Origin of the sequence: Gemella sanguinis ATCC 700632 (assembly GCF_000701685.1) — a bacterium.
Lineage (GTDB): Bacteria > Bacillota > Bacilli > Staphylococcales > Gemellaceae > Gemella > Gemella sanguinis.
In genome coordinates this window covers 1-13706 of sequence record NZ_JNJO01000002.1, presented here as the reverse complement: position 1 = coordinate 13706, position 13706 = coordinate 1, and the positions used below count along the sequence as shown (strand labels likewise).

12 protein-coding genes and 1 riboswitch are annotated in these 13706 nt (G+C 29.3%); all 12 genes read left to right on the top strand.

What is annotated here, in order from left to right:
- Positions 1-115: 115 nt before the first annotated feature.
- On the top strand, positions 116-1933 hold the full coding sequence (gene dnaK, locus T369_RS0101170; protein WP_031550643.1) for a molecular chaperone DnaK: 1818 nt from the start codon (positions 116-118) through the stop codon (positions 1931-1933).
- A 71-nt stretch (positions 1934-2004) separates the two neighbouring features.
- Positions 2005-3171: a molecular chaperone DnaJ gene (dnaJ, locus tag T369_RS0101165; RefSeq protein WP_031550640.1), complete on the top strand. Its 1167-nt coding sequence runs from the start codon at positions 2005-2007 to the stop codon at positions 3169-3171.
- A 169-nt stretch (positions 3172-3340) separates the two neighbouring features.
- Positions 3341-3437: riboswitch (TPP riboswitch) on the top strand.
- A gap of 111 nt (positions 3438-3548) precedes the next feature.
- A complete protein-coding gene (thiD, locus tag T369_RS0101160) occupies positions 3549-4340 on the top strand; it encodes a bifunctional hydroxymethylpyrimidine kinase/phosphomethylpyrimidine kinase (RefSeq protein ID WP_031550637.1) in 792 nt (263 codons plus the stop codon).
- A gap of 5 nt (positions 4341-4345) precedes the next feature.
- On the top strand, positions 4346-5137 hold the full coding sequence (gene thiM, locus T369_RS0101155; protein WP_031550633.1) for a hydroxyethylthiazole kinase: 792 nt from the start codon (positions 4346-4348) through the stop codon (positions 5135-5137).
- Positions 5130-5765: a thiamine phosphate synthase gene (gene thiE, locus T369_RS0101150; RefSeq protein ID WP_031550630.1), complete on the top strand. Its 636-nt coding sequence runs from the start codon at positions 5130-5132 to the stop codon at positions 5763-5765. Before thiM ends, thiE begins: the two co-directional genes overlap by 8 nt.
- Positions 5766-5890: 125 nt before the next feature.
- Positions 5891-6655 carry an alpha/beta fold hydrolase gene (locus T369_RS0101145; RefSeq protein WP_031550627.1) on the top strand — a complete coding sequence of 255 codons (765 nt, stop codon included), beginning with the start codon at positions 5891-5893 and terminating at the stop codon, positions 6653-6655.
- Positions 6656-7190: 535 nt separating this feature from the next.
- On the top strand, positions 7191-8048 hold the full coding sequence (locus tag T369_RS0101140) for a MetQ/NlpA family ABC transporter substrate-binding protein (RefSeq protein WP_031550624.1): 858 nt from the start codon (positions 7191-7193) through the stop codon (positions 8046-8048).
- A 117-nt stretch (positions 8049-8165) separates the two neighbouring features.
- Positions 8166-8894 (top strand): prepilin peptidase, encoded by a 729-nt coding sequence (locus T369_RS0101135; protein ID WP_016359621.1) that lies wholly within the window; start codon positions 8166-8168, stop codon positions 8892-8894.
- Positions 8888-9664: a RadC family protein gene (radC, locus tag T369_RS0101130; protein WP_031550619.1), complete on the top strand. Its 777-nt coding sequence runs from the start codon at positions 8888-8890 to the stop codon at positions 9662-9664. Before T369_RS0101135 ends, radC begins: the two co-directional genes overlap by 7 nt.
- 185 nt (positions 9665-9849) lie before the next feature.
- Complete coding sequence (locus tag T369_RS0101125) at positions 9850-10176, top strand: hypothetical protein (RefSeq protein ID WP_031550616.1); 327 nt, start codon at positions 9850-9852, stop codon at positions 10174-10176.
- 559 nt (positions 10177-10735) lie between these two features.
- On the top strand, positions 10736-11434 hold the full coding sequence (locus T369_RS0101120) for a hypothetical protein (RefSeq protein ID WP_031550613.1): 699 nt from the start codon (positions 10736-10738) through the stop codon (positions 11432-11434).
- Positions 11435-11692: 258 nt separating this feature from the next.
- Positions 11693-12646 (top strand): Abi family protein, encoded by a 954-nt coding sequence (locus T369_RS0101115; RefSeq protein ID WP_031550610.1) that lies wholly within the window; start codon positions 11693-11695, stop codon positions 12644-12646.
- Positions 12647-13706: the final 1060 nt, after the last annotated feature.

Genomic DNA, 13706 nt, shown 5'->3' with positions numbered 1-13706 from the left:
AAAAAGTTAGAAGTAAGAATAATAAATAAAAAAATATAAATGTTTTGTTAGAATAGTATGTTTTAACAAAAAAACTAGAAACTTTAGAATAAATATAAAATAGGAGGACAAAAACATGTCAAAAATTATTGGTATAGACTTAGGAACAACTTATAGTGCAGTAGCAGTATTAGAAGGTGGGGAAGCTAAAATTATCCCTAACCCAGAAGGAAACAGAACTACACCATCTGTAGTAGCATTTAAAGGTGACGAAATTCAAGTAGGGGAAGTAGCAAAACGTCAAGCAATTACAAACCCAAATACAGTAATTTCTATTAAACGTCACATGGGGACAGATTATAAAGTAGAAGTTAATGGTAAAAAATATTCACCACAAGAAATTTCAGCTATGATTTTACAAAACTTAAAAGCAACAGCTGAGAGCTATCTTGGAGAAAAAGTTACTAAAGCAGTTATAACAGTACCTGCATACTTCAACGATGCTCAACGTCAAGCAACAAAAGATGCTGGTAAAATCGCTGGATTAGAAGTAGAAAGAATTATCAACGAACCAACAGCTGCAGCATTAGCTTATGGTTTAGATAAAACTGATATTGATCAAAAAGTATTAGTATTTGACCTTGGTGGTGGTACTTTCGACGTATCTATCTTAGAATTAGGTGATGGAGTATTCGAAGTTTTATCTACATCAGGAGATAATTTACTTGGTGGTGATGACTTTGACCAAGCTATCATTGATTACTTAGTAGAAGAATTCAAAAAAGAACAAGGTATTGACTTATCAAAAGATAAAATGGCAATGCAACGTCTAAAAGATGCAGCTGAAAAAGCTAAAAAAGACTTATCAGGTGTAACATCAACACAAATTTCATTACCATTCATCTCTGCAGGAGAAAGCGGACCAGTTCACTTAGAAAATACTTTAACTCGTGCTAAATTTGATGAATTAACTCGTCATTTAGTAGAAAAAACATTAGTACCAACTCGTCAAGCTCTTAAAGATGCTGGATTAACTCCAAGTGATATCGATCAAGTAATCTTAGTTGGTGGATCTACTCGTATTCCAGCTGTACAAGAAGCTATTAAAAAAGAAATGGGCAAAGAACCTCATAAAGGTGTAAACCCAGACGAAGTAGTAGCTATGGGTGCTGCTATCCAAGGTGGGGTAATCACAGGGGACGTTAAAGATGTAGTATTATTAGACGTAACACCATTATCATTAGGTATCGAAACTATGGGATCAGTTATGACAGTATTAATTCCAAGAAATACAACTATCCCAACTTCAAAATCACAAGTATTCTCTACAGCTGCAGATAACCAACCAGCAGTAGATATTCACGTACTACAAGGTGAGCGCCCAATGGCAGCTGATAACAAAACTCTAGGAAGATTCCAACTTACAGATATTCCAGCAGCTCCACGTGGAGTACCTCAAATCGAAGTTACATTCGATATCGACAAAAATGGTATCGTAAATGTTACTGCTAAAGATTTAGGAACTCAAAAAGAACAAAAAATTACTATTGAATCAAGTAGTTCATTAAGTGATGAAGATATCGATAGAATGGTTAAAGAAGCTGAAGCTAATGCAGATGCTGATGCTAAACGTAAAGAAGAAGCTGATGTTCGTAACGAAGCTGACCAACTTTCATTCCAAGCAGATAAAGCTTTAGAAGATGCTAAAGATAAAGTTGATCAAAGCTTATTAGATGCAATCAAAACTAAAAATGATGCATTAAAAGAAGCTATTAAAAATAATAACTTAGAAGAAATCAAAGCAGCTAAAGATGAATTAAACAAAGCTGTTCAAGAAATGACTATGAAACTTTATGAACAAGCAAATGCAGCAGCAGGAGCTCAAGGTGCTAACACAGAATCAAGCAATCAAGATGATGATACAATTGATGCAGATTTCACTGAGAAAAAATAATAAATTTTAGAAAAAAAGGGAGCTGGACTTAGGTTCTGCTCCCTCATTTAAAATTTAAGGAGAGGTAGAAAATGGCTAAAAGAGATTATTACGAAGTGCTTGGTCTTAGTAAAGGAGCAAGTGCAGCAGAAATAAAAAAAGCTTATCGTAAGTTATCTAAACAATACCACCCGGATATAAATAAAGAAGAGGGTGCAGAGGAAAAATTTAAAGAGATTACTGAAGCTTACGAAGTATTAAGTGATGAAAATAAAAAAGCTCAATATGATCAGTTTGGTCATGCAGCCTTTGATGGTGGTGCAGGTGGCCAAGGTGGTTTTGGAGGCTTTGGAGGATTCGGTGGCGGATTCTCTGGAGGGTTCTCTGGTGGCTTTGATGATTTAGGAGATATATTCTCTAGCTTCTTTGGTGGAGGCGGAGGAAGAAGAAATCCTAATGCTCCACGACAAGGTGATGATTTGCTACATAGAATGCATATTACTTTTGAAGAATCTGTTTTTGGTACTAAAAAAACAATCAAACTTCGTAAAGATGTGGAATGTGATTACTGTCACGGAACAGGTGCAAAAGACTCTTCATCTGTAACTGAGTGTCATAGATGTCATGGTTCTGGGCAAGAAGCTGTATATCAGGATACTCCATTTGGTAGAATCCAAAGCCAAAGAACATGTTCTGAATGTCAAGGACGTGGAAAAATAATTAAAGATAAATGTCCACACTGTTTCGGTAAAGGATATAATAACAAAGAAGTTGAATATGAAGTTGAGATTCCAGCAGGAATAAGCTCAGGACAACGAGTTCGTCTGCAAGGTAAAGGTGGAGCAGGAGAAAACGGTGGTCCAGCAGGAGATTTATTCATTGAAGTATCAGTTTCAAGTGATTCATACTTCCAACGTGAAGATGATGATATCTATACAGAATTAGAATTATCACCAGCCCAAGCAGCACTTGGTACCAAAGTGGATGTTAGAACATTAACTGGTGTTATTGAGTTAAATGTTCCAGCAGGTACGCAACATGGTAGAAAATTCCGTTTAGCTGGTAAAGGTGTAAAAAATGTAATGGGATATGGACAAGGTGATCATTATATTGTAGTATCAATAAAAATCCCTAAATCATTATCATCAAAAGAAAGAGAACTATACTTACAATTAGCAAAACTTAAAGATGAAAAAGTTGAAGAAGACGAAAGCTTCATTGATAAAGTAAGTAGAAAAGCAAAAGATTTATTTGATTAAAAAAGCTCGAGCATTATTATATGCTCGAGTTTTTTATTTCTATAATCATTAACTAAATGTTCTTTTTTTAAAAAAACATTTATAAATTATGTTAACAAAAGCAAATAAAACGATTTCTAATTTTTGACAATAAAAAATATTTCTGTTAAGATAAATTTAGTAATTAAATATAAAACACTGGGGGAGCCAATGGCTGAGATTACTTTGTTAGACCCTTTGACCTGAACTAGATAATGCTAGCGTAGGAAATGTGAATAGTATCTTAGAATATAATTATAGACACTTTCTACTGTTAGTAGAAAGTTTTTTTATATTTAATTTGATAAATTTTTGATGTTTTAAATTTAATAATAAAATTAATTAAGGGAGGCTAATTTATGAGTAAATTAGATATTGCATTAACTATAGCTGGAACTGATCCTACAGGAGGAGCAGGAATAATGGCTGATTTAAAAAGTTTTCAAGCCAGAGGTGTTTATGGAATGGCTGTTGTAACTAGTGTTGTCGCACAAAATACTCTAGGAGTACAAAAAATACACAATATTCCTTTAGATATTTTAGATGCTCAGCTTAACAGTGTTTTTTCTGATATTACACCAAATGCGATAAAAACTGGAATGTTGGCAAATGTAGAAATAATGGAAGTCGTGAAAAAGTATTTATCTAAAGATATTGCCTATGTAGTTGATCCAGTTATGGTAGCGACAAGTGGTGATAAACTGATTGATAGTAATGCGAGAAACCATTTGAAAAATGAAATATTACCGTTGGCTACCATAATCACACCAAATGTTCCTGAAGCTGAAGAAATAGTAGGATTCAAAATTGTAACAGAAGATGATATTAACAAAGCAGGAAAATTTATTTTAACAGAAGTAGGATGTAAATCTGTAATTATAAAAGGTGGACATTTAGAAGGTAAGGCTAAAGATTATTTGTTTACTAGAAACGATTCGCCTCATGTATGGGAAAGTGAAAGAATAAATACAAAACATACACATGGAACGGGATGTACTTTTTCCGCAGTAATTACTGCGGAATTAGCAAAAGGTAATGACTTAGTTACTTCAGTAGATATTGCTAAAAAATTTATAACAGCAGCAATAAAAAATTCACCAGAAATAGGTCATGGAAGTGGTCCAGTTAATCATATAGCGTATAAGGAGTAAAAAATATGAGCAGTTTAAAACTATTAAAAGAAAAAGCACCATTGGTTATTTGTATAACTAATGATGTTGTAAAAAATTTTACAGCTAATGGCTTAGTCGCATTAGGTGCCTCACCAGCAATGAGTGAGTTTAAAGATGACTTAGAAGATTTATTAAAATATGCAGGTGGACTATTAATTAATATTGGAACACTGACAGATGATAATTGGCAATTGTACCGTGATGCGTTAATTATTGCAGAAAAATATAATGTACCAGCGGTACTAGACCCAGTAGCGTGTGGAGCAAGTGCATATAGAAGAAGAGTAGTAGATGACTTATTAGAAAACTATAAAATATCAGCTCTTCGTGGTAATGCAGGTGAAATAGGTTCATTGGTGGGTATGGATATAGCTTCTAAAGGTGTAGATAGCGCTAATGTTGACAATATTGGCGAATTAGCTTTATTAGCCAATAAGAAATATAATATACCTATTGTAGTAACTGGAGAGGTTGATGCCATTGCAGTAGATGGCGAAGTAATCACTATCCACAATGGCAGTGCTATGATGCCAAAAGTTATAGGAACAGGATGTTTGTTAGGAGCTGTTGTAGCAAGTTTTATCGGACTTGATAAAGATAATGTCTTTAAGTCATTAGAAACATCATTACTAGCTTATAATATAGCTGGCGAGTTTGCAGAAAAAAGACCTAATGGTCATCTACCAGGTACATATAAAGTTGAATTTATAAATTCATTATATGAAGTTACAGATGGAGATATTTCATTACATAAGAAGGTGAAAAGATATGTTTAATCCAGAGAGCTTAAAGCTATATTTTATTTGTGGAACAACTACTTGTAATGGAAGAAATTTATTAGAAGTAGTTGAAAAAGCATTGGCAGGAGGGATAACACTATTTCAATTTAGAGAAAAAGGTAAGGGTGCATTAGAAGGTAAGGAGAAAGAAGACCTTGCTCGTGAGATTCAGAAGTTATGTAAAAATTATAACGTTCCTTTTATTGTAAATGATGATGTAGAACTTGCTTTAAAACTAAATGCTGATGGAGTTCATGTAGGACAAGAAGATAGCGATGTTGAATTAATAAGAGAAAAAATGCCAGATGCTATATTAGGATTATCAATAGGAGATGAACTAGAGTATAAATCTTCTAATTTAAGTGTAATAGATTACATTGGCGTAGGACCAATATTTTCTACTATTTCAAAAGATGATGCAGGAAAAGCTATAGGTTATACTGGCTTAAAACAAATTAGAGAATTAGATAAAAGTTTACCTATAGTGGCAATAGGTGGAATAAGTAGAGATAAAATAAAACCTATTATGGATACAGGAGTAGATGGAGTTTCTATTATTTCGGCAATTTCATATGCTGATGATATTGAAAAAGAAGTATCCTTAATGTTAAAACAATTTAATTAAGCCTCCAAAATCAAAAAAGGATATACATCAAGTATATTCTTTTTTTGTTAAACATATAAATTTTTTTAATTTAGTGCAATTTAGAGTATAATAAATATATAACTTATTAAGTTGGAGGTAAGTAAATGAAAGATATAATTTTAATTCATGGAACATGGTGTGATGGAAGTGTATGGGGAGAGTTTGCTACAGAATTAGAGAAATTAGGTTTAAGAGTGCATACTCCTAGCTTGCGTTATCACGATTTACCTTATAAAGAAGTAGAAGAAAAAGTAGCAAAAGTTAGTTTAAATGATTATGTTGAAGATATAGTTGAGTTAGTAGAGAGCTTAGATGAACCGCCTATCGTACTAGGGCATTCATTAGGGGGATTAATAGCTCAGCTAGTTGGTGTAAAAACAAAAGTAGAAGGTCTTATTTTAATGGGAACTGCTCCAGCTGCAGGTATTTTTGCATTTTATCCTAGTATGATTGTATGTTTCTATAAACACTTCTTAAGATGGGGATTTTGGAAAAAATCAATGCCACCATATAAACATGCATTCTGTGATTATTGTATGAATAATCAAGATCCAGAGGATAAAGAAAGAGAATTTGCTAAACTTGTACCTGAATCAGGATTTACATATTTTCAAATGGCACTACCATTCTTAGATAAACAAAAAGGTGCATATGTTGATTTTGATAAAATTAAAGAACCAGTGTTAGTTATAACAGGAACAGATGATAAAATGGTAAATCCTAATATCGCAAAAGCAACTGCTAAAAAATATAAAAATTCTAAATTAGAAATAATACAAGGTTCAGACCATATGTATGAAGCACCAAAATTTAGAGATGTTACAGTAAGTGTAATTAACAAGTGGTTAGAAGAAAATAACTTAAAATAATAATTGGTTATTATTAATGTTTAGAAATAATAAAAAATAGAATATTTTCAAAAAAAATATTTTGTAGCTATAAAATGAACAACTGTACATAAGGAACCGTTTTCTTGTTTTCTTGGTTGGGAAATTTTTCAAAAAAAGTATTGACACAATAAAAGATAAATGATATCATTTACTCAAGTTAATAGTTACCAATATTTGAATAAGTAACATATAAAAACTTTTACAGAGAGTGTGAATAGGTGAAAGCACACATTGCAGATTATATGTGAAAATGGTTTGAATGGTAAAAAAAGTGAGTTTTAATTTAATCCGAGCTTTTTTCGTAAGCGTTACGTTACAAACGCACATTATTTTAAGATATATTCTAGACCCGTATCTTTAAAGTAGTGATTGAGTTCGTATATTTACGAAAAGTAAGGTGGTACCGTGAAATTGATTTCGCCCTTATTCTCTTAGGAGAGTAGGGGTGTTTTTTATTTCCAAAACTTACTAAATATAACAAAAAAATAAAATAATTTAAAAGGAGAAAACTCAAATGAAAAAACTACTACTATTAGTAACAAGTTTCGTACTTGGATTTGTTTTAATTGGATGTTCATCATCATCTAAAGACGAAAAGAAAGGGATTGATGTAGAAAAATTAGATCCAAACAATCCTGTAACAGTAAAAATTGGTGCAACTAACGTACCTCACGCAGTATTATTAGAGCACGTGGCACCACAACTAGAAAAAGAAGGTATTAAATTAGATATCGTTACTTATCAAGATTACTACATTCCTAACAAAACGTTAAATGAAAAAGAAATCGACATCAACTACTTCCAACACGTACCATTCCTAAAAAATGCAATTAAAGAAAATGGATACAAAATTGAAGACGCTGGTGCTGTTCACTTAGAACCAATCGGTTTATACTCTAAACGTGTTAAAGATGTAGCTGACCTTAAAGACGGAGCTAAAGTTTACGTAAGTAACAACAAAGCTGAATGGGGACGTGTAATCAAATTATTAGCATCTAAAGGTTTAGTAAAAGTTAAAGATGGTGTTGATCCAGTAACTGCTACTTTTGATGATATCGCTGAAAACCCTAAACACTTACAATTCAGCTATGAAAATGATCCAGCTTTAATGACTAAATACTATGAAAATGATGAAGCTGATTTAATTTCTATCAACGCTAACTTCGCTGTTGATAATGGATTAAACGCTGCTAAAGATCCAATCTTAGTAGAAGCTGCAACTTCAGATAACCCATACGGAAACATCCTTGCTGTTCGTGAAGGGGATAAAGATAAAGTTGTTGTTAAGAAAATTCTAGAAGCACTAAGATCAGATGATACTAAGAAATTCATGCAAGAAAAATGGAACGGAGCAGTATTACCTATAAAATAGTATAATCACAACTTAAAATTAAAAAGAAACAACTCAAATATTAATTATTTGGGTTGTTTTTTTATGTGAAAAAATATGGTAAAATAATATAAGGGAAATTAATTAGGGAGAATTATTATGGAAAGTTATATTTTTAAACCTTTTATACTTATAGTAAGTTTAATTTTATCAAGCTCAATTAAGTGTTTAGTTGATACTGAAAATAAACTTGACTATTTATTTAAGCGTAGTAGCTGTGCGAGTTGTAAAAGACAGCTAAAACCTTTTGATTTAATACCTATTTTTAGTTTTTTATTTAAACGAGGACGCTGCAATTATTGCGGTTCTAGAATTCCATTTGATATATTTTTATACGAATTTTTTACAGCTAGTATAATTATTTTATATTTTGTTTTTGAAGATAATTTTGTCTTTGTAACATTACTTCATGCGTATATCTTAATTTTATTAATTTATATTTCTATAGAAGATATAAAATATTTACAAATACTAGATGAACTATTCTTTCTTCTATTATTAATGAATATTATTCTCCTAATTAACAACTTTTACTTTTTCGATATTTTTAATTTTTTATTTCTTATTTTACTTTTTCATATACTATATTATCTATCAAAGGGTGGTTTAGGTTATGGCGATATAAAAGTATATTGTGTTTTGGCCATAAACTTAAATATTTTTGAAGGAATATACTTATTAGCATTTACATTTGTTTATGCTGGATTTTTTGCACTTTCATTATTAGCTTTAAAAAAAGTTAAAAAGGGAACTAAAATACCGTTAGTACCATTTATTACACTTAGTTATTTAACAATTATATTAATAAGGGAGGGATTGTTATGGTAAGTGGTTATACAATAAAGGAGTTTTGTGAAGATGATCGTCCTCGAGAAAAATTTAGAAAATTCGGGGCAACAGCTCTTAGTGATAAAGAAATTCTAGCTATTTTGCTTAGAACAGGAATTAAAAATCAAAATGTAATTGAATTGGCAGATAGTATTTTAAAAGATGTAGGGGGGATAACTAAGCTTAGAGATGTAACTTTTGATGAGCTAAATAAACATAAAGGAATAGGAACAGAAAAAGCAATTCATATCCTAGCGAATATTGAATTTGCGCGAAGAATATACGCTACTAATGTGTTGGATGTAAAATGTTCTAGTCCAGAATCGATCGCTAGATATTTAAAATCATCTGTGGAAAATCTAACACAAGAAGTATTTATAGTTTTGGATATAAACACTAAAGGCAAGATTATTCAACAGCGTGAAGTATTTAAAGGAAGTTTATCTACATCTATCGTTCATTCACGAGAAGTATTTAAAATGGCTATTAAAAATAGTGCAGCAAGTATAGTGTGCGTTCATAATCATCCTAGTGGAGATGCAACACCTTCAGTTGAAGATATAAGAACAACGATTAACTTAATGGAAGTAGGCGATATAATAGGGATTGAGATGCTAGATCACTTAATTATTGCTAAAGAAGGATATGTGAGTATTAGACGCTTTTTAAACTATTTAGCTAGTGAAAATATAGACTATAGAAATGAAGAAATCAGAAGTGAACAGCTTCGTTATATTCTGAAAAAGTATAAGGTGAAAAATAGTTTTTAAAATACTAAAAATGCAAATTAGAGAGTTTAAAAATAGCTTGGTGATAACAATAATAACTATTGTAGCTTTCTGGTATTATTGGAATAACAGTAAGAAGACATGATATAATATAGTAAAGAAGAGAGTGTAAAAGGGTAGCAGTTTAAATAAAAGTAAATAAAATATGAAAAGGTAGGGATAAAGATATGAGTAGAAAAAATTTTCTAATATTAACGGTAATAGAAACTTTATTAATTACAGTGACATTTATTCTAGAATCAGTATTTAATAATAAACTATGGCATATTGCTGGTATAATTATAACGATTTTTATACTTCTTCATACTTCTTATCTATTGATAGTTAAAAAGAGCATAAATCTTTTAGCTGGAATGACAGAGGAAGAAGCAATAGAAATAAGGAAAGACCCAGATAAATTAAAAAAACATGAAAAAATTGCCCAAGCAATAGGGATTGTAATCTTTTTAAGTATTTTTTTCTTAATATATCTAATTTACGAGATACTGGGATAATTATATTAAATATGTGTAAAACTAACTTAAAGATTCTATATAAAATAGAATACTTTGGGTTAGTTTTTTTATATGGAATAATAATTAAAGTTTTGATATAATATTGAGAATGTATAGTCAAGAAATAATTAAATACTCGTGTATAATTAGATATATGGAAGGATGCTTTATATATATAAATTAATAGTTACAGAAATGAGGATTAACAAGATAATACAATAAAAGACCCAAATAGCTTGAAATAAAGGGATTGAGAGATATAGTAGAAGTTTTAGTGTAATAATGTGGTTAGATATGGAGTGAGAGAAGGTAAAAATGTTAAAAAGTTGGTAATCGTTATATAGTTTTAGGACTAATAGAATACTAATATTTTGTGTATGAGATGAATTAGAAAATATATTAAATTTATATCTTTAAAAAATAGAAAATACAAAACGTAATTTTTAGTCATGTTTTATTTAATTTATATAGAAATATACAGATGAAAATAAAATAGTTTATAATTGACGGATATTTATACGTATAAGATAATAATTAAAAATATAGGAGATTAGATATTATGAACTTTGGAGATTTAAGTAGAGAAATAAAAAAAGAATTTAAAAATGGATGTATAAAACTATTGGGGTGGACAATACCTACAGTAGTTATGACTTTTATAGGAATTAGTATTTATAATAGCACTATTAATAATAATTTAAAAATAGAAACAGTGAGAATAGAAGAAAAGACAGATAATATGGTGTTATCTCCGGAAAATCCAACTAGAGTGAAAGTGTTAAGAGTTGGGGAGGATGATAATGATATAAGTAATAATTTTTTTTCAAAAACATATAGTTTATCATTAAAAGGCTATGGACAAGTAAAAAAAGCATATTATTTTAATTCATATAAAGAGGGGGAAGAATTAGATAAAACAGAAATGTTAGTAAAGGGTGGAAATTTAATATCAAGGATTGTAAGCGTTAGTCCTTCTGAGTTTGAAATGAAATTATCTTTTTATTTTAGTGATAAAGGACAAGACAATATAAGAAGAACATATATAGTTTTTCAAAATAGTGGAGTGGAAGATTTAAATATATTTTTGATGTTAGTTAATGGTAGGAATCATGAAGGAGAATATAGAATTGTTTCTGAGAGTGAACTTAATTCTATGATTCCAAATGACCCGAATATTAAAAATGAGGATATTTATTTATCAACGCATTTAAAAGAAATAAAAAAAGATTTAGACCTCATAAAAAGCCATTTAAAATAAAAGATATGTTAGAAAAAATTAAATCAGGGTGTGTAGAAAAAACGTTATAAAGCAATCGCTACTCAAGAAGACTATGATAGTTTTTAATACTTTTAGAAACCCTTTAGAAGTTTTTGAAGCGATTCAAATCTCTTTGAATTTTTTAGGAACTTTTTTAATATTTTACTTTACAAAAGAGTATAATTAGTATATACTTAGTGTATAGGATTAGGTCAGTAAGCATCAGGTGCGCTGACCATTTTTTATGGAGTGATAATTATGAAGGACTATAAGACATTTAATCAACAATTAAAAATTCTAAGAAAACGAGGTCTTGATGTTCCAACTGATGGAAGTCCTAAGAGATTTTTAGAACAAGAAAATTATTATAATGTAATCAATGGATATAAAGATTTATTTCTAAAACAAAATAGTTTAGGTAATCCAATAGATCCAGAACAGTATTTAGACGGAACTCATTTTAATGAACTAAAATCATTGTTTCTATTTGATAGAGAGTTAAGAAGTTTATTTTTAAAATATATATTAATTTTTGAAAATTCTTTTAAAACTGTGTTATCACATGAATTTTCAAGAAGATATCCAGAGGAAAATTCTTATTTGGATATTCAAAACTATGTGAGTAATAATCCTAAAAAGGTATTACAACAAATATCTATTTTAACCAAAACTATTCATGACAAAGTTGATAAAAATGGAGCAGTTAAACACTATATAGAGGAACATAAATCTGTGCCATTATGGGTATTAGTTAACTATTTAACTATTGGAAATTTATCGTACTTATATGATATTTATAAAGATAATGATAGAGATGTTATAGCAAAGTATTATTCTCAGAAGTATAATAAGCAACATAAACCAGCTAATAATATTAGGATAGCTAGTGATGATTTAAAATCAGCATTAAAAATTATAAATTTGGTTAGAAATTCATGTGCTCATGATGAAAGACTATATAATATGAATTTTGGAAATATAAGATTGAGTAGAATAGCTAGGTATTATAATATAGAAAATTATAATAACAACAGAATTATGGTTGCTATATTATATTTAAAGATTTTATTAAATAAAAATTATTCTCAAAATTTCATTTTAGAATTAGAAAAAATATTTAAAAAATATAGAAAAGAGTTTGCGACAGTAACTTTTGAAAATATATTAGATATAATGGGAATAGATGAATTAGAATTACAAAAATTAAAATAGAATAAAATCAGCTTAGATTAACATCTAGGCTATTTTTTATACCCCAAAGAAAGGGCTGTATAATAAATTCGGGGCATGGGAAAAATGATCTGACGCCAAAAAGTTAGACTTAGGATAGCGTAGTAGTTGTAATGACTGCTACGCTATCTTTTTATTTTTCCCTATGTAATCCGGCAACAGCAGTACAACAATTATATTGAATACTTACATTCTAAATTAAAATTTTAAAGTGAAAATTTCTAGACTTTGAACAGTGTTTTCCTCCAGTAATTACCCAAAAGTATAAACTTATGCAAATTTTTTATAAAAGTATAAATATCTTATTATGAATAGAAATGAAACTAACATGAATAGAAATGCAAACTTAACTAGATTATCTACAAATTGTAAATAGATAAATACTAGTAACACTACTACTTCTACCAAGTATTCAATTACACTCGCTTTTTTTTAGTTGATTTTATTATATAAATCAATCACATAATATTGAGAAATACCTAATATCATAAACGTAAATATAAAATAGAATGCTTTAGGTTAGTTTTTTTTATATGGAATAATAATTAAAATTTGGATATAATATTGAGAATGTATAGTCAAGAAATAATTAAATACTCTTGTATAATTAGATATATGGAAGGATACTTTATATGTATAAATTAATAGTTACAGAAATAACAACGTAAAATAGAATACAATTAAACATTGTAAAAAGCTTTATATTAAGGGATTTGAATAGAATTAGTTGTTGAAAAGAGCAGGTAGAAATATTTTGGGTACAGTATGTGATTTGAGTATTCTTCATAGAAAATTTTAATCGTTTAAAAGTTTAGTAATCGAATGTAGTAAGACTAATTTATAATAATATAATCAAACCAGTATATAATAAAGTAGTCAAACCTTTTGTAGAGCCTATTTATAATAAAGTTATTAAACCAGCAAGTAATTGGATATCAGGTAAATATAATAAAGCAAAAAACTGGATAAAAAAATGGTTTTAAGAAAGGAAATGAGCAAAATGATAAAAAAAATTATACTAGTGATATTGGCGTTAGCAACA

What these genes read in the sequence shown, in the direction of transcription:
- dnaK (WP_031550643.1), top strand. Translation starts at nt 116, where the DNA reads ATGTCAAAAATTATTGGTATAGACTTAGGAACAACTTATAGTGCAGTA.
- dnaJ (WP_031550640.1), top strand. Translation starts at nt 2,005, where the DNA reads ATGGCTAAAAGAGATTATTACGAAGTGCTTGGTCTTAGTAAAGGAGCA.
- thiD (WP_031550637.1), top strand. Translation starts at nt 3,549, where the DNA reads ATGAGTAAATTAGATATTGCATTAACTATAGCTGGAACTGATCCTACA.
- thiM (WP_031550633.1), top strand. Translation starts at nt 4,346, where the DNA reads ATGAGCAGTTTAAAACTATTAAAAGAAAAAGCACCATTGGTTATTTGT.
- thiE (WP_031550630.1), top strand. Translation starts at nt 5,130, where the DNA reads ATGTTTAATCCAGAGAGCTTAAAGCTATATTTTATTTGTGGAACAACT.
- T369_RS0101145 (WP_031550627.1), top strand. Translation starts at nt 5,891, where the DNA reads ATGAAAGATATAATTTTAATTCATGGAACATGGTGTGATGGAAGTGTA.
- T369_RS0101140 (WP_031550624.1), top strand. Translation starts at nt 7,191, where the DNA reads ATGAAAAAACTACTACTATTAGTAACAAGTTTCGTACTTGGATTTGTT.
- T369_RS0101135 (WP_016359621.1), top strand. Translation starts at nt 8,166, where the DNA reads ATGGAAAGTTATATTTTTAAACCTTTTATACTTATAGTAAGTTTAATT.
- radC (WP_031550619.1), top strand. Translation starts at nt 8,888, where the DNA reads ATGGTAAGTGGTTATACAATAAAGGAGTTTTGTGAAGATGATCGTCCT.
- T369_RS0101125 (WP_031550616.1), top strand. Translation starts at nt 9,850, where the DNA reads ATGAGTAGAAAAAATTTTCTAATATTAACGGTAATAGAAACTTTATTA.
- T369_RS0101120 (WP_031550613.1), top strand. Translation starts at nt 10,736, where the DNA reads ATGAACTTTGGAGATTTAAGTAGAGAAATAAAAAAAGAATTTAAAAAT.
- T369_RS0101115 (WP_031550610.1), top strand. Translation starts at nt 11,693, where the DNA reads ATGAAGGACTATAAGACATTTAATCAACAATTAAAAATTCTAAGAAAA.